The organism is Pedobacter sp. V48, assembly GCF_000523515.1.
Classification (GTDB): Bacteria; Bacteroidota; Bacteroidia; order Sphingobacteriales; family Sphingobacteriaceae; genus Pedobacter.
Map to the genome: position 1 here is coordinate 1 of NZ_AWRU01000018.1, position 18,054 is coordinate 18,054.

Annotated in this window: 11 protein-coding genes, 1 tRNA gene and 1 pseudogene; 2 read left to right on the forward strand and 11 right to left on the reverse strand. The window is 38.6% G+C overall.

What is annotated here, in order from left to right; translation table 11 throughout:
* Positions 1 to 334: 334 nt before the first annotated feature.
* The 4 genes from N824_RS16210 to N824_RS16225 form a co-directional block, all read right to left on the reverse strand.
* Entirely contained in the window at positions 335 to 517 is a 183-nt protein-coding gene (locus tag N824_RS16210; RefSeq protein WP_048906209.1) for a hypothetical protein, read from the reverse strand.
* Entirely contained in the window at positions 507 to 1,682 is a 1,176-nt protein-coding gene (locus N824_RS16215; protein WP_048906210.1) for a PepSY domain-containing protein, read from the reverse strand. The genes N824_RS16210 and N824_RS16215 overlap by 11 nt, the downstream gene beginning before the upstream one ends.
* 3 nt (positions 1,683 to 1,685) lie before the next feature.
* A complete protein-coding gene (locus N824_RS16220) occupies positions 1,686 to 4,106 on the reverse strand; it encodes a TonB-dependent receptor (RefSeq protein ID WP_048906211.1) in 2,421 nt (806 codons plus the stop codon).
* A 283-nt stretch (positions 4,107 to 4,389) separates the two neighbouring features.
* Positions 4,390 to 4,463 (reverse strand) — tRNA-Arg (locus N824_RS16225).
* Positions 4,464 to 4,906: 443 nt separating this feature from the next.
* On the opposite strand from N824_RS16225, the gene N824_RS16230 reads away from it, so the two are divergent.
* Together N824_RS16230 and N824_RS16235 are read left to right on the forward strand one after the other, a co-directional pair.
* Positions 4,907 to 6,829 carry a PAS domain-containing hybrid sensor histidine kinase/response regulator gene (locus N824_RS16230; protein ID WP_048906212.1) on the forward strand — a complete coding sequence of 641 codons (1,923 nt, stop codon included), beginning with the start codon at positions 4,907 to 4,909 and terminating at the stop codon, positions 6,827 to 6,829.
* 18 nt (positions 6,830 to 6,847) lie between these two features.
* Positions 6,848 to 8,527 carry a PNGase F N-terminal domain-containing protein gene (locus N824_RS16235; protein ID WP_048906213.1) on the forward strand — a complete coding sequence of 560 codons (1,680 nt, stop codon included), beginning with the start codon at positions 6,848 to 6,850 and terminating at the stop codon, positions 8,525 to 8,527.
* 928 nt (positions 8,528 to 9,455) lie between these two features.
* Here the strand turns inward: N824_RS16235 and N824_RS16245 are convergent.
* The 7 genes and pseudogenes from N824_RS16245 to N824_RS16275 all read right to left on the reverse strand — a co-directional run bounded on the left by N824_RS16245 (position 9,456) and on the right by N824_RS16275 (position 18,042).
* Positions 9,456 to 9,908 carry a ubiquinol-cytochrome c reductase iron-sulfur subunit gene (locus tag N824_RS16245; RefSeq protein ID WP_048906215.1) on the reverse strand — a complete coding sequence of 151 codons (453 nt, stop codon included), beginning with the start codon at positions 9,906 to 9,908 and terminating at the stop codon, positions 9,456 to 9,458.
* Between the two features lie 16 nt (positions 9,909 to 9,924).
* Positions 9,925 to 10,863: a DUF5777 family beta-barrel protein gene (locus tag N824_RS16250; protein ID WP_048906216.1), complete on the reverse strand. Its 939-nt coding sequence runs from the start codon at positions 10,861 to 10,863 to the stop codon at positions 9,925 to 9,927.
* An 8-nt stretch (positions 10,864 to 10,871) separates the two neighbouring features.
* A complete protein-coding gene (locus tag N824_RS16255) occupies positions 10,872 to 11,426 on the reverse strand; it encodes a YceI family protein (protein ID WP_048906217.1) in 555 nt (184 codons plus the stop codon).
* A 213-nt stretch (positions 11,427 to 11,639) separates the two neighbouring features.
* A complete protein-coding gene (locus N824_RS16260; RefSeq protein ID WP_048906218.1) occupies positions 11,640 to 11,816 on the reverse strand; it encodes a hypothetical protein in 177 nt (58 codons plus the stop codon).
* Between the two features lie 174 nt (positions 11,817 to 11,990).
* Positions 11,991 to 13,580, reverse strand: coding sequence for a RagB/SusD family nutrient uptake outer membrane protein (locus N824_RS16265; RefSeq protein ID WP_048906219.1), 1,590 nt, complete (start codon positions 13,578 to 13,580; stop codon positions 11,991 to 11,993).
* Positions 13,581 to 13,585: 5 nt separating this feature from the next.
* A pseudogene (locus tag N824_RS16270) lies at positions 13,586 to 16,804 on the reverse strand (TonB-dependent receptor).
* Positions 16,805 to 16,959: 155 nt separating this feature from the next.
* Positions 16,960 to 18,042, reverse strand: coding sequence for a FecR family protein (locus tag N824_RS16275; protein ID WP_048906220.1), 1,083 nt, complete (start codon positions 18,040 to 18,042; stop codon positions 16,960 to 16,962).
* Between the last annotated feature and the right edge of the window lie 12 nt (positions 18,043 to 18,054).

Genomic DNA, 18,054 nt, shown 5'->3' on the forward strand with positions numbered 1-18,054 from the left:
CCTCTTTCCCTACACGACGCTCTTCCGATCTTAGCTAATGAACTTCGCGGGTCACCTCACGGATCCCCTTCTTATATATCTTTAAAATCATGGCCTTGTTTAGCCTTTTATGGTATTTTAAGATAAAGAATTAACCTGGTTTTAACTTKCTSWTWCTTTTTCTGTTTTGCAAATCTTTTTTGAAACTTCTTTCTMACCTTCCTTTTCACTGTTTCACTTCCTCCGAAGCGGGATGCAAAAGTAGGAAAATTCAACCACCACGCAAACATTTAAACACTATTTCTTGCAAAATAATCCTAACTCGCTAAACCACAACCAGAAAAATTAAGAAGATCTATGTAAAATACTTTAATCCATACCTAAACATAATATAAACCGGAATACTTAAGGCTATCCATGAAACGATATGCCATACTCCTACTCCCATTATTGCTGATAACAAACCTATAATTGTTATCACTCCCAGTAAAATAGGGATACCCCATACTTTGAAAAACGCGTTCTTATTATTCTTCATTCTCTTGAACAGTTGATAAAGTGAGCGATTCGGCTTCTCCCATAAGCCTTTTAAGTTGGGCCGACTTCGCCTTGCGCCTGGCAAGCCAAAGGTAGATTCCAGAAATCAATACAATGATAGTAGCGATATCGAAGATCGCCCAGAGTATCTTCATAGGCATGCCTCCATAATCGCCAAAATGAAATGGCTGGGAGATAAAGATTGTTTTCAGGTACCATGGCAGATCTCTAATGTCTGTCAGCTCCCCTGTTTTAGCATCTATTAATGCCGGTTTAATAATTCTTGAAGTTAGCGGAGTAGTTCCTATCATATACACCGCATAATGATATTTGCTGGAATAAAGTGTTCCTGGATAAGCTACAAAAGAAACATCCATTCCGGGAGCTGCCGCTTTAGCTGTTTTAACAGCAGTCTCCAGAGAACTTAAAGCTCCTGTTACCTTGGGTTTATCCTTATATCCTGCAACCATTTCGGCAAGTTGACTGGCCTTCCATTTGTCCAGAGCTGGATCAACCAAGGTGTTGATCACACCTGTAAGTCCAACAACCGATGCCCAGGCCAGCGTTACAATTCCAAGCAGGTTATGTAAATCCAGCCATCTTAATCTTGCTGATTTTTCTGTCCTGATCATTCCGAAATCAAAGCGCTTCATAATCGGTCCATATAATACTATACCCGAAACAATGGCTACAATAAAAAGCAAGCCCATCAGACCCAGGAAAAGTTTACCGGGTATGCCAGCCAGCATTTCTACATGCAGGTAGTACATCACCAACATAAAGTCCATTTCATTAGGTGGCGTGTCCATTACCTTACCACTATACTCATTCATCCTAAGGTAATGATCTCCTTCAATGGGCGCCTCACTTGAATCGGCCACGACAACGAACATTTCACCAGGATGCTCTTTTACATCCCACGACACATACTTTATCGCCTTTACGGGTACGTGTTTTAGGGCCTCATCCAGAACAACATCTTTTGACAATTGTGGAGTTCCGGGAGCAACAGCAGGCATTTCTACTTCTTTGCCCAGCAAGTGATCAATTTCCTCGTAAAATATCAGAGGCAAACCAGTCAGGCATAGCATGAGCAAAAAAACCGTACAAATAAGGCTGGTCCATTTATGAACTTCAAACCACTTTTTTATTGCTTTAGCCTTCATAAGTTAAAATTTATAGGCAAAACTTGCCGCAAAGTTCCTTGGTTTTTGAGGATTAACAGACCAGTAACCAATATAATAATCTTCATTGGTCAGGTTGTTCATATTAAAGGTAAATCTGTATTTGTCAGAGTTATAAAACAAACTTGCATTTAACAAGGTATAGCTTGGCAATTCAAAAACTCCTGTTACGCTATTGTCTATTACCTTATATACACCAGCATAGTTTCCGCCTAATCCAAGACCAAAATCTTTCAATTTGCCAGATCCTATTTTATAGGTCGCCCATAAATTTGCCAGATCCTGAGGACCCTGACCACCTGGCGCTCTTCCTACTTCGTTGTAAAAATCAGTAGGATCTCCCGTGTTTCCGTCAAGTACTTTGATCCTGCTATGGCTTATTCCAGCAATCACGTTCAGACCAGGAAAAGGATTAGCACTTAAATCTATATCAAACCCCTTACTTCCGGTCTTGCCACCTTGTATGGCCCCGGTCTGGGTAAAGTACACACGATTTGCTACTTTGATATCATAAACAGAAACCGTAGCAAACAGTTTATCTGAGAATAAACTTGTTTTGACACCAAATTCCCACTGGTTTGCTTGCTCAGGTTTGAATGATTTCACCCCTTGGCTCACATTATTATCATCAAATACCTCCTGTGGGGAAACATTAAAGAACGCATTCATGTAGTTAGCAAAAATTGACACCTTATCCAGTATCGGTTGATAAACGACTCCAAATTTAGGCGAGAAAGTTAATTGATTATAGTCATCTTCCGCATCTTTAAGATCACCCTTAGAGTCAAAATAATCCATTCTCAAGCTGGCCATCACACTTAATGAAGGAGTGAAATTAAGGACGTCTGATGCATAGGCGCTATACGAGCTATTCTTGATATTGCTACGGCTGCCCGCTTGCGCTGCTAATGCGTTGTCAACTAATTGCTGACTTAAATATATAGACTCGTCAATAGGCTCTAAATCAAGACCTACTTTTGTTTCACTCTCCTGAGGTGATATTTTTCTTACTAGCGCCCAACCAGATTTGTTACTGATCACATTACGACTAAAATAATCCAGACCGACCAAAACACGGTTTCTCAAGTTCCCAATCTTGAAATCTCCATTGAAATTCTGCTGAATATCAGTAGAGTTTGTAGTTTGATTTTCTTTATTAAACCACTGGTCGAAGTAGTTGTCTCTGGTTTCATCATCCCAGATATAGGTATAGTAGCCATCTGATTTTACATTACCTCTTGAAATAACAGTTTGTGAGGTCCATTCATCTGAAAGCTTATAAAGCATCTGACCCTGCAGATTATATCTTGGATTCTTCATGGTAAGGTCATTGCTCATAAATGAAAGATTCCTGTTCAAGTTCAGTTCATTAATATTTTTGAAAATGAGTGGTGCATCCCTGTTAGTATTAAAAAATACTGGTGCTACAGCCCTTTCTTCCTGCAAAATTTCTGTCAATACCTGAAAGAAAAGCTTATCATTTACCTCATAAGCCAAACTAGGCGCTATGTAGAAAGATTTTTTAAATCCGGCATCCTGAAAACTGTTTTCTGTATGATAGGCAGTATTAATACGCATTGCAATCTTTTCAGTTTTGCTTAAAGGCATATTTACGTCTGCAGTTACTCTGTTCAACCCAAAACTACCCAGGTTGTAGGCTACCTCACCACCAAACTCATAATACGGTTTTTTTGTAATGGTATTGATAATCCCCCCATAGCCATAGAAGCTTGCTCCAAACAATGTCCCCGAAGGCCCTTTCATCACTTGTATCTCTTCCACACTTGCCGGATCAAGGTTTCCGCTGGTCAGGCCAGGTAAGCCATTGATCAGACTTGGCTGCGCTTCAAAACCACGGAGCGCAAAATAAGAAGCTCCATCGCCGCCTCTTCCTGTAGATTCCCATGTTCTTGCTATTCCCGGAATGTTTCTCATGGCATCATCATAGTTGCTAATGGCCTGCTGTTTTAATATTTCAGACGAAACAGAACTATATACCTGCGGATTCTCCAGGTTTTTTAAAGGCATCTTAGCAACCGCGGCAGTTACTTTGTTTGTATTTCTGGAAGAAATGATTACCTCCTGTAACTGATCCGAATTTTCATCTAGTACAAAATCAACAGATACCGTTCCTCCTGACTTTATTTCTACAGTCTGTTCTTGTTTTGCCAGACCAATAAATGTTGCTGTCAGAATATATTTACCTGTTTTAATATTTTTTAGTTGATACGCTCCTTTTTTGTCTGTTAAGACTGTTTTCCCTGTTCCTTTAATGTTTACGGTTACAAGTTCTGCAGGTTTCCCGTCGGAGGTTTTTACTGAACCATCAATATTTCCAGTCTGCGCAAATGACAGACTTACTGAAAATAAGAGCAAAATAATACAATTGGTAAAAATTCTTATCATGTCAAAGTTTGTTTGATCGCACAAACCTACTATTTAAAATAATTCTAAACAATATTATTTAAAACTATTCTAAACAATAACCTTAAGCACTCCTGCTCACGTATTTAAGGTGTACAGCAATAAGTTAAGTGATCTTTAAATGGGATGGTTCTGAAGTCATCATCCAGGTATAGTGAACCGAAGCCATATTAGCGTTGATTAAATCATTATTAAAAAAAATAGAGGCAAAAAAAAAGACGACATCTGGAGCAATGTCGCCTTTAATTAAGAAATAAATTTCTTGTACCCTGGAAGGGATTCGAACCCCTGACCCACGGTTTAGAAAACCGTTGCTCTATCCAACTGAGCTACCAAGGCCTTTCCCCTTAAGGAGCGCCAAAGATATAAAAACATGCGAATAAGCACAAATCTATTTTGATAATTTTCTAAAAAAATCGCATTAAAAAAATATAAGCAAGATTACCAGCCACTTAACAAATAGCCTAAATACCGGTATTTTACTTTCCGTTACGCTACCTCCATTGTCAATAATTCAAAATAACTTAGCAATTCAGAAACTTACATTTTTGGTACCTTTAAAATAAGGCATGGATGTTGCATATCTAAAGAATTACAAGTAAGAAAAACGTGTGTTTCATCCGACAAGCAAGTCAAAAACCTTTATCCCAAACAAATCCTGTAGCAATGCTATTTATTTGCTGGCAGAAAACGGGGAAGTTTTGCTACGATTAGAGGATTACATAATAAGCCGATACAACTAACCAAATAGTAACAAACTTTAAATCTACTACTACCGACCTATGGATAATGAGGCTCATAATTTGCAATCGCTGGTTGAAGCACTTGATGATGTAATTCTGGAATTAACCGAACAAGCTATAATTAAGCGGGTTTGGACAAAAGATAAATCTAAATTGTTCATGCCTCCCGAATTTTTCATCAACAAGAGTATTCCGGAAGTTTTTGGTGAATTTGGAGATATCTTTATTAACTGCATAATCAGATTACTTAGTACTGGAGAAAGACAACAATGCATCTATCCTGATTTAGACCCAGCTAAGCCTCTATGGTATTGTGCTAAGTTTCAAAAAATTGATTCAATTAATACTGATGTCAGGATAATCTGTATCATAGAGGATATTACAGCTAAAAAAGAGTTGACCGATCAGCTTGAGAAGAATAGCTTAGAGCTCAAAAGGATCAACAACTTGTTAGAAATAGGTCATCAAATTTCAAAAATGGGTGGTTGGGAATATGATACTATAAGTAAAGAAGTATTTTTAACGAATCAGATCTATGAAATTAACGAATCGGATCAGCACATTGTAATCAGTAGTATCGGTATCCCACAATCATTTGACAAAGAGAATAAAACAAAATTATTAAAAGCGTTGAAAAATTCGCTTGACAAAAATATTGCCTTCGACATAGAATTAGAGCTCATAACAGCTAAAAGGAACAAAAAGTGGGTAAGGATCTCAGGTGTTCCAATAATGGAAAACAACAGTGTTCGATTGTTCAGAGGAATATTGAAGGATATTACAGACATCAAAAATAACCAGTTGGAGCTTATTGAGGCTAAAAATCTTGCTGAACAAATTGCCAGAAAAAGGACAGAGACACTTTCCATAATGAGTCATGAGATTCGGACTCCTCTAAACGCAATTATTGGTATAAGCAATCTTTTGGATCAAGCCACATCTTCAAATAAGGATATAAAAGACTATGTTGATCATCTAAAATACTCTTCTAATCATTTGTTGGGGCTTATAAACGACATATTAGATCTGGAAAAGATTGAAAGTAAAAAGATGCAATTAAATGAAGCGCCTACAAATCTGATATCACTTATAAATAATGTTTACAAGCAATTTTTACCATTCGCCAAAAATAAAAGCCTTGCTTTAAACTTCCATCATGATTATAAAACGCCAGAGTCCCTAATGATTGATGACCTTAGGTTAACGAGGATTTTAAATAACCTATTGGCTAATGCCATCAAATTTACCGAAAAAGGAGAGGTTAGCATTACCCTAAAAACGTTGGTCGATCAAGACGATCATGCGTCTATCCTTTTTAAAATCTCTGATACTGGCATTGGAATTCCTGAACATCTACATAATCTAGTATTTGACAAGTTTCATCAGGTCCACCAAGATTCCCACAGGCAACAAGAAGGAAGCGGATTAGGACTTAACATTACCAAAGGTTTGGTCAGGCTTTTCAAAAGTGAAATTCGCTTAATAAGTAAACCGTCCATAGGATCAATATTCGAGTTTCAAATTGACTTCAAAAAGGCGTTACCTATACAAAAGGAAAAGAAATCAAACGCATTTGGATTTGATTTCCCTACCCTACCCAATTTTAAGTTGTTGATTGTTGACGACAATCCTACAAATTTGCTCGTCGCCACCCGCCAATTAAGTCGGTTTGGGATCAATGCTGATAAAGCTGACAATGGCTATACTGCTATAGAATTTCTGAAAAAGGAAAAGTTTGATGTTGTTCTAGTAGATCTGCACATGCCAGGCATGGATGGTTATCAGCTATCTAAATACATACAGGAAACCTATCCGGAAACGAAAGTAATCATTTTTACTGCTGATGTGCTTGAGGAAGTGAGGCTTAGGCTTAAAGAAATGGGCATTCTCTATATTCTCTCTAAACCATTTAAACCAGAGGAAATGTTTGAACTCTTTTTAGAAGTACTTGAGGCAAAATAATTCATAACTTTATACCCCATGAGAGTACTTCTATTAGGGTTTGCGCTGCTTTTAACCAGTGCCCCATCGTTTTCACAAATAAACACCAAAGCCACTGAAGCTGTTGTTACTTATGGGTTCCGAAATAACGGAAAAGAATCAACAGCTGAACAAAAAATGTACGTTAAGGGTAATCAGGTACATCTGGTATCTCAGGGTCGTCAAACCGAACAACAGTATCTTCAAATTGCTCAAAAGGCCAGTTATCAGATACAAAATAATAATGCTATAGCATACACACTTAAAAAGCCGTTTTCTGAATATGTAAAAGCAGAACTGCTTCCGGGAATAGACACTATATTAGGCATTCCCTGTAAAAAGGCTAAAGTCTTTGTTCGTTCTAATACCATTGAAGTATGGTATACAAACGACCTTAAAATTAAAGGAACGCCTAGCATTTCAATTGCCCCTGGGTTAGGTTTGATTCTTAAAACCATTCGTAATGGTAATTCCGAAACTTTTGCAAAGAACATCGAGTACCGTACAGTAACCTCCGAAGAACTTGCCTGGCCAAAAAGTTGGGGAACCATGTTAGATGAACCAGCATACCAGCGTCAAGTAATCGAAAGCCGCTATACTACACTTACCATTTTCAATAATGAGCAGATTAGTTTTGGTAACAAAACAGAAAATCCTGCAGGAGAACAATCTAATGTCACTTACCATTTCTCTGGTGGAACAGTTATTCTTAAGAGAGTAAAGTTACCGCCAACAAAAGCTGGTCAACAATTATTTATCGAATTAGCACAACATTCTAACGGGGATGCATATGACCGTACAGGTTCTGTATTTATGATCCCTACTGACAAATCCATCTCTTATCTTAATGCTTTGCAGAGTGGTATTCAGGCACTTCCTGTTTATTCAGCCAGAAACGGAAAGAAATACCAGGGAGTTACAGCTACCGACAACTATTTACCCCCGCTTGAGTTAATGCGTTTTTTCACCTCTTTTGGCATAAACCATTTTAATGCACAGGCAAAAATAAAAGGATATAACTGGGCCGATTCAGTTGTATATAAACAGGATATTACCTCGCTATTGCCGCGTTTGCAAGGAGAAGTATGGATAGGCGTTTTTATAGGGAACTATGATAAAGGCGGACATAAGGCCAGTCTTTATTTCAAATATTATCCAGGTTATGAAGGCGAAAGCCAAAAAGAGGAAAAGAAATGGTTAATGCCTGCCTTTAACACAACCAATTTAATGGAAATGTCGGGACAAGAATACGGTACAATGTTCGATCAGGACTCTCTTACCGTAACTGTGGATATCCCACAAGATGTAAAAAACCTAAAAATGAGATACCTTACAACCGGTCACGGGGGTTGGGGTGGCGGAGATGAATTTGTACCAAAGCAAAACGAAATCTTTGTGGATGGCAAAAGAGTATATCACTTTATACCATGGCGAGAAGATTGTGCAACATACAGATATTTAAACCCTGCTTCAGGCAATTTCGGGAATGGTTTGTCCTCTTCGGATCTTAGCCGCTCCAACTGGTGTCCAGGAACAATTACCTTACCGGTTGAAATCCCCCTGCCGGATCTTAAACCTGGCAAACATACATTTCAGGTAGCAATACCGCTAGGCAAACCAGAAGGCGGAAGTTTTAGCGCCTGGAATGTATCAGCAACATTAATTGGCGATATAGAATAAAATAAAAAAGGCACTCTGCATTTTGTAGAGTGCCTTTTTTATTAAAACTAAGCAGTTATACTACTCTGCTTCTCTTTTAATATAAGTTTTGTTTCCGTTTTTGTTGATGTAATATTTACCTCCACGTGGGCCAGTATAAATTATTTCGGAATTAGGGCCTTTCAGCGTTCTATCCACAGTTGGCTTATAATCTTTATTAGCAGCACTGGCAACAGCGGTAGTTGTTTGTTTTTTAACTGTTGTTACTTCCTTTTTAGCTTCCTTAACAGGAGCCTCTGCTTTCTCCTTGGCAGCTGTAGCAGAAAAACGCTTATCCGGTGTGCCATCTTTTTTAAGTTTTACATCACTAGCTGGAGCTGCAGCTGWTTTTNGSAANARCGTNKTRTNAGGCGTACCATCTTTTTTTAACCTTGCCCCTGCAGTGGTTGCTTCTGCTTTAGCTTTAGTTTTTGCTATTGTAGTTTCTTTTTTAACCTTTTCAGTTGCCTCTTTTTTTGCATCGGCTGTAGCTTTGGTTTTAGCAGTTGCTTCTTTCTTCGCGTCAGCTTTAGCCTTTGCAGCTTCTTTTTTCGCGGTTGCAGTTGCTTCTTTTTTAGCATCAGCTTTCGCCTTTGCAGCTTCCTTCTTTGCCTCAGCAGCAGTTTCCTTAGCTTTCGAAGTTTGTTTTTTTGCTTTTGTTGTTGCTGCTTKCTYWKCMGNAKCNWRTTGAAGCAGTTTGTGCCATACTTAAGCTCACACAGAAACTTAGCATAGCAATTAGTGAAAGTAGTTTTTTCATAACTTTTAAATAGCTGATTGAATATCTGTTATTCTGCTATTAGATTAGCCTAATAACTGTATACAATTTACACATATCGTACCAACATTCTCAAGAAATCCAAATAAATATTTTCATTAAAAGAAATGAAGCTACCAAAATGGATAATCACTATACAATAGTGGCGGTAAGCTTAGTGCCACTAATAGCCGTGTTGTAGATTTTCAATGTTCTTGTATTTCCTGTCGTACCCTGAGGTCCTTGAAGTACAGAACCATTGGTACCGTATTCGGAAAAGTGCAACTGACATTGTATCTTATTATCTGCCTGTTTCCATACCAAACTGCCTCCCTGATGCGGACAAATAGATTCTGTAGCTACAAATGAGGCTGCAGTATTTCCATCAGCTATTCTAAAAAATAATACGCCATTTACCTTCGCCTGATCACCTACAGCCTTTAACTGAGTTGAAAGATCTACTGTGGCAGTATTATCCCCTGGTCCAGGATCGGGTTTGTCGTCAGGACCATCATTTCCACTTTTTCCACAGCTTGAAAAGCATGTTCCTGCGCAAACCATAGCAAGGCCAAGCCCTAATGATTTGATAAATTCGTCACGTTCCATAGTTTTTGATTTTAGTTTAGTAAATTTTTGATTTCTTATCCGGATCCTGATTTTTTGATTTAAACAGGGTAAAGTTTCTTGATATGGTGAAGCCGAAACGAACCCCGCCTTTACTCCACGACTTCTTAGTATTTGGAATGAAATTATTCTCAACTATATACTCCGAGTTCATAAAGTTTAAAGAGAAGATGTGCCCTCCTGTTTCTATTTCCAAACCAACACCAAATGGATTATAGTAAGTTTCGGTTAAATCTTTAGGCCTCGACAGTCCATTTACAACGGTGTAATCGGCAATAAAAGAAAGTCGCTTGGTTATTTTCATTCTTCCAGCAAAACCCAGGGAAAACAGATTTTTGGAATCACCACTATCCTCAATATTGTTCCGCACTAAAAACCCTGGCATTACCTCTAGTGAGAGGCGCGATGAGAACTTACGCGAAATAATAGATTGAAAGAAATAAGAGAATCTGTCACTATACTGTCCAAACTCGCTATCATTAAATGGCTCCCTTGCAATCCAGCCAAGCTGGGCAAAAAGGGTCATATTAATCGGCATCGAAGCATTACTCTTCTGTTTTAGCAACTTGTACTTACCAGAAAAATTAAATAGCTCGTCTTGTTTACTTCTTCCTACCGCAACAGTAAAATCGTCAGTAACCCCATAATCCAATCCTATAAACAAATCTGTTGCAACATCCAAACCGTACAAAGTTTGTGCACTTCCAAATCTTCCACCGATATCACCAAAATGGTGACGGATTCTCAGGTCCAGATCATGCTTCTTTTGAGTTTCACTTGATTGAGATAAAACTACATGTGTCGACTTAAAGGCAGCGTCTACTGTAGTAGCTACCCCCCCACTGTCCAGGGCTTTTAACAATGAGTCCGCTTCCTGAGCTTGAGCATGCAGCGTAAAAAGCGAAAAGGAAATCAGTAAATATTTAATCTTATTCATGGGTTTGGTTATTTTAATGAATTGAACTTACCTTCAGCTTTTATCGTAATGAACTCCGCAATCTTGGTAAACACCAGCTTTGGTATTTTAATATTATGGTCTACACAGGCAACCTTAAACTCTGAACTGATTTGTACAACTCCATTGGTTACAGTTACTTTTCCTGGAATTGTGCGTTTCTTATCTACTCCATGTACAGAAAGGATACCTGTAACCGTTACAGCATAATTACCATCTTTGGTAAAATCCACTGGCTGGTCAATCAGCCCTTTAAATTTTGCATAAGGATATTTGTCGCTCTCTATGTAATTTTCGTTGAAATGCTCCTGCATAAGCTTCCTGTCAAACTCAAGGGTCTTAACAGCCAGTTGCACAACTATTTCTCGGGTTTCGGCAACAAGAACAGCATTACCTTTATCACTTACGGCTCTTATGTCCTCTAGGGGTGTAGATGAGAATAGGCCTATTCTAATATCTTTGCTAACAAAGTTCTGCGCCCCGGCGCTTAAATGCAGCAGCAGGAGTGCCACCAACAATCGGGTTATTTTTCTTATCCTATTCATATTTAATTGAGCTACTGCCTTATTTAAGTTTTAATGAACTTATACCTCCTAGTACGGAGTAAGAAACAACAAGGTTGCCTGGGCAGTAAATATTTTCACATCTGTCATCAACACATCGCCACTGCGTGATCCCTCAGCTCCTCGGGATCACGGGTATATAAAACAAAAAAGGCCCGCAATCTCTTGCAGGCCTCTCGTATAATTCAAATAATACTATTTAGCATTTTTCTTCTCAGTAACCTCAGTACGGATCTCTTGAGCAAGTCCTTTTAGATCCTGCATTGCTTTACGAACTCTAGTCCCGGCCGCGCCATTACCTGAATTATAAAATTTGTCTGCATCTGCTTCGATTCCAGCAATAAGTTGTTTAAGTTTTGAAAATTTTTCCATGTTTTTCTTAAGTTAAGATTTTAAAAATATTTGATATAACGCTCTAAAGGTAATAATTATTGGATTTGCACCAAATCAATGTTTCATAATCTCCAATCATTTTTTCCACATCCCACCCTCATTGTTAATAAAATCCTCATATTCCACACTTACTGCTGCTTAATATGCCAATAATTAGTTATAATTCGGGTTTTGGGTCATCTGTGGATTCGCCAGTAACTCTTTCTGAGGTATTGGCCAGAGGTAATCTCTATTCGCTTTTGCTGATCTCACCTCTACATTTACCGGCTGATTGGTGTTCGGGTCTATTGCTCCCGTAACAGGGCCATTCATCACCTGCTCAAAAATACCCCATCTTCTGATATCGTAATAGCGAACACCTTCAAAAGCAAGTTCTACCCTACGTTCTCTTCTAACCAGCTCACGCAGTTTTTCTTTGGTATTATATTCAGCCACATTTACATTAGGCATGCCTGCTCTGTTTCTGATCTCGTTCAGGTATTTTATCACATCAGGGTTACTAAAGTCGTCAAGCTCAATTAATGATTCCACGTAATTCAGCAAGACCTCGGCATAACGCATAATCATAAAATCCAAGGTTCTGGTGCCTGTTTTATCTTTTGGATCCAGATACTTGTTGATCCAATATCCGGTCGAAGTTGAATTTTGTTCGCCCAACTTATCAAGTCCGGAGTTCTCAAAAGGTTTTAAAACTACACCTGTATAAGTAGCACCCGGCAAGATAATCGATGCAGCCATTCTAGAATCTCTGTTATTGTGGTAGTTAGGCTCCCTTGCATAAATAGCTGCAGAGTCTGGTCCCAACTCTTCTAAGGTTTTGCCTTGTTTTGTCTCATAGGCATTTACTATAGAGGCTGTTGGAGAAACAACAGTTTTACCTCCCGTACCCTGAGGGGCAAATGTCAACCATTGATTACCTCCCGAAGTTACCTCTCTAAAAAAAATTCTTTCAGAATTGATCTCTCCCACATATAAAAACAGATCTGCATAGCTGTTCTGTACATTTGCACTCTTCCGCAAACTATACGCATCCATATCAATGATCCTTTTTGCTGAACTTTTAGCTAAACCATAATCTTTATAATATAATGCCAGTTTAGAAATCAGACCCAGGCAAGTTCCGGCCGATATCCTTTTTAAGTCTGCATTTACGGTAAACTTCGGAGGCAGGTTATTTGCACACTCGTTCAGCTCAGCCAAAATAAAATCGTACACTTCTTTTTCGGTATTACGAGGTAAATAGCTGTTTTCAGGAGTTACAGACTGCTTCAAAATCGCTATTGGACCAAAGAACATAAACAATTCCATGTGGTAGTACGCCCTTAAGGCTCGTGCTTCATAAATATATTGCTTCTTTAGTTCTGGGTCAGGCAAATACGCCTTATCAACATTCTCAAGAAATCTGTTTGATCTTCTTATGTCGCGATAATCGTCATCCCAAATGCCGGTTCCAACCGCCCAATTCGACCCCTGTAAGCCTTTAACATAAGATTCGTAGTCTCCTCGTAAACTTTGTCTGGCAACAGCATTATCACTCATGGCATCAAGGAACATCAGCTGCCGGCCCGAAGAACCATCGGGCATTCCCGCATAAATAGAGTTCAGTGCTGAGGTCACATTGGCCTCTGTATTCCACCATATTTCATCATAAACATCCGTTGGATGATCATGTGTTAAAAATTTCTCACAACCCAAAAATGTAAATAAGGTTGTTATAAGGACTAAATAATAGATTTTTTTCATCTGAATTAAAATTTAACATTTAAACCAACTGTATACATTTCCACAATTCCGTAGGTCCATTGATACCCCCTGCTCTCTGGATCTGTAATCTTAACAGAAGTAAAAGTGGCCGGATTTTGTGCATTTACATATAACCTTATACCGTTAACACCTAGCTTCCTTGCAAAGGAATTCTGAACATTATATCCTAACTGTATATACTTAACCCTTAAAAAAGCTCCGTTTTGGAACCAGAAATCTGACGACAGTTTATTATTTGCCGGAGCTGTTGATAAGCGTGGAAAACGGGCATTTGTATGTTCAGGGGTCCAGTAATTCTTTGAATAATAAGTTGTTGGTATACCACCGTCTGCACTAAGGTCTAAAGGCTGAGCAAACATCCCATATAAAACGGCATTATTATTACCTACGCCCTGAATTAGTGTTTCAATATCAAAGTTCTTATAGGCAACTCTTAAATTGGCAAAATAATTAAGTCTGGGTACCGGATCTCCTATAACGTCCTGATCTGCTGCTCCAATAACATTATCACCATTTAAATCAAGATATTTAATGTCTCCTGGCTTGGCGTTTGGCAAGGTAGGAACTAGTGGTTTTCCGCTGCCATCAAAATCGCTGGCCTGTAACAATCCGTTTGTTTTATATCCATAAATACTGTTAATACTGCTACCAACCTCCGTAACTACTGTTGGAGAAATGATTGACCCTCCCTGAAGTTTAATTATTTTATTGCGGTTATACGAANANCACCTGGGWWWMRKKARATANSYTRRATNYTGRGMKWGKMTYTYAKTWTRMTTNAANGAAWMMTMMMMTSCTWWRWTMGRWAGWKCACCTGCATTTACAGGAACATCTGCTTCAAAACCACCTACAAGTGGTAGGGTAGGAAAAAGAATGATGTTCTTAGTTTGTTTATCATAGTAATCAAAAGTAATCCCCAGTTTATTATTCTTAAGCAAACTAAGATCCACTCCCAAATCCAGCATATTTACCGATTCCCAGGTGATATTCGGATTACCATAAGTAGATTCAACACCACTACTTCCGTTAATTAAAGTCTGATATTTATATAATCCTATATTATCATTACCAAGTTTACCATACGATGCCCTTAATTTCAGGTTATTAATGATCTTGGAATCCTTTAGAAAGTTTTCGTTATGAAGGTTCCATCCTGCTGCTACCGATGGGAATACCCCAAATTTATTATTAGGACCGAAACGAGACGAACCATCTGTACGTACTGTTCCTTCAAGCAAGTATCTATCTTTAAAGGAATAGTTCAATTTAGCATATGCTGATACCATTGAAAATATATCCCATGATCCGCTATTGGTCTCTTCCTGCGAGTAACCCGCCAAGGCAAAAACCCTGTGATCATTAATATTCAGCGTATAATCTGTAGTTACACCAGCATAATAATAGGTAGTTCTGGCCATTCCTGTTGTTCTCTGCAATGCCCATGTTCTTAACAAGTTGCCAGTAAAGAAATCGAAATRMWMRARATWATNTNTTGNATCATGGGTAATGTCACTGTTTAACCTGAAACTGAATTGCCCTCTTACATTAAAATCCTTAAATGCTTCCCACTTAGGCTGCAGGTTAATACTGGTTTGTCCGAATTCTGAAGCCCTTACACCTCCAACTTCAGCGTAAGCCAATGGATTTACAATATCTACATACTGACCATAAAAAACACGTCCGTCTTTAATTGGAAACTTAGGGATAACCGTTGGTGGAACACGGTACATATCCTCTAGAAGTCTGTTACCCGTATTTCCCGTTGCACTGGGTCTGTTCGGTTGATTGGTATCTCTCCTTATCGCAAGCAAATCCATGTTTACCTGAAATTTGTCACTCAAAGAGATCGTAGTGTTTGCCCTGATATTAAACCTTTTCATATCACTGATCGGAATAATACCCTTCTGATAGGTGTAATTACCCGTCAAAGCAAACCTTGCCACACTACTTCCACCACTAAGAGATAGGGAATTGCTTGATATCGGAGCAGCATCATCAACAAGCAAATCCAACCAATTCGTGTTGGCATATGCCAGATTAGGATTTGCAACAGGATCCATCCCGTTCCTTGTATTGTCGATTTGTTCCTGTGTAAAAGGCAACTTATTAGCCGGATTGGCATTATAGCTCGCTTCATTATACATTCTCATGTAAGTAGGCGCATCAACAGTCTGTGGTAAAGAAGAGGCACGCTGAATACCATAATATCCATCAAACGCCACGGCCACTTTGCCTGCCACACCTCTTTTTGTAGTGACCACAATAACCCCATTTGCACCTCTGGAGCCATAACTTGCGGCCGCAGCGGCATCCTTCAAAACAGTTACACTTTCAACAGTTACCGGATCAATGTGGTTCATATCCATCGGTATACCATCTACCAGCACCAGCGGATCAGAATTTCCTAGCGTGCTAATACCCCGAATCTTTATTGCCGCAGCATCTCCTCCGGGCAAACCAGAGCCCTGTGTAACATTTATTCCTGTTATCCCGCCCTGCAAAGATTGGGACAAGGTGGTAATGGGCTTACCTTCAATATTAGACTTTACATTTAAAGAGGCAAGGGAACTTGCAATATGTTTCTTTTGTTGCTCATTCAAACCCACCACAACCACTTCATTCAAAGCCGAAACGTTCTCTTTCAGGGAAACATTTAAACTCCTGTCTGTCTTCGAAACGGTATACTCATAGCTAAGAAATCCCAGCATGGAAAAAACAAGAATATCATTCTTATTTGCCTTGATATTAAAATATCCATCGGCATCAGTCAATGTTCCGTTGGTAGAGCCTTTTACTCTAATACTTACGCCTGGCAATACTCCAGGTGGTTCATGGGTATCATACACACGGCCACGCAAAGTGAGTAAAGTATCTTGTTTAGAGTTAGCTGCACCCTGTAAATTGCCCGATATAATGGCAATCTGTCTGCCTGATATTTTGTACACCAAACCACTACCTTTCAGTGCTTTGTCCAAAATTTCGGGAACAGTTTTATTGTTAAGCTTTAGATTTAGCTCTTCGTATTTATTTAGTTTAATAAAATCATCCTTATAAATAATCAGATAATCACTTTGCGCTTGAATTTGTTGAAATAACTCTGGAAGGTTCCCTTTAATTATATCAATATTCATCCGAACTTGAGAATAGGTATTAGCATAAGTGGTCATCATTCCCATCCATAATAAAACCATTGTTACTTTCATAGTTCGTATTATTTTGTTTTTGAGCCGTACTAAATGTGCATGAGATTCACATACATGAATATTTTTCATATTTTTGTTAATGAGTTAAATAATAGCTTAATAGGTTATTGTTTAGAGGAGGTGTTAGCGCACCTCCTTTTTTTGGTCCTGTGTGGTTAGTTTTTCTTCAGCCGGATCCTCCTTTCTGTACTATCATAAACAAAGGATGTCCCGTCAAACAGTATGTTGTTCAACACATCGCCGGCATTCCGCTGAAACATCAGTTTACCACTAAAAGTCTCACTAAGGTCCAGCCCTTCTGTATTTATTTCTATGTTATAGTATTTTGCAATTCTTTGAATAATTATTTTCAATGACTCACTGTTGACGTCTATGTAACCTTCTTTCCACGACTGGATATCATCTGTTTTCACCTGCGATATCAATAATTTATTCGCAACCAGATCATAACTGATCTGCTCACCAGGCACCAATTTTCGCTCTGCCTTGCTTAACCAGCTTCCTGTAGAAAAAACGATGCTTCCGCGCACCAGAACAGCGTAATTGCTATTGCTATTTAAATTTGAGCTTACGTAAAATTCTGTACCCAGCACTTTGATATTCATATTCTTAGCCCTTACATAGAAAGGCCATTCCTTATTATGAGCTACGTCAAAATAGGCTTCACCTTCCAGGTAAACCTCTCTGCTGTCTTTTGCGAAAGAAGTCGGATAAATTAACTTTGAACCGGAATTTAACCACACTTTGGTTCCATCAGGCAAGTGAATTACCGAACGCTGATCATTCCCCACCACAAGCGTATTAAAATCATTCGTAGTAATGATATTCTCTTCATCATTCGAACTTGCAGGTGTGCTATTAATTGGCTTACCTGCAATATCCATTTTAGAAATAATTTTATTGTTTATATTTTGAGCGGCAAAAGTCAGTAGCCTATTTGTGCTGGTATGACGCTGATAATTCCAAAGTCCGGCGCCAAGTACCAATAGTAATACTGCTGCTATTTGAATGAACAATTTCCAGTTGTAGCTTTTCGATTTAGATGTTTTACTATCCTGAATCCTCGCCCACAGCTCAGCGGCTTCTAAAGAAGGTATTTTCTCGTTCCCGGCAGATTTAATAACTGATTTAATATCTCTGGCAAGTTCTTTTTCACTGTCCGAAATCCTGCCATCCCCCTCTTTCGGAATTTTACCTGATAGAAAGTCCTCTGCCTTATAATTGTTATCTGAATCCATGTGTAGCGTCTA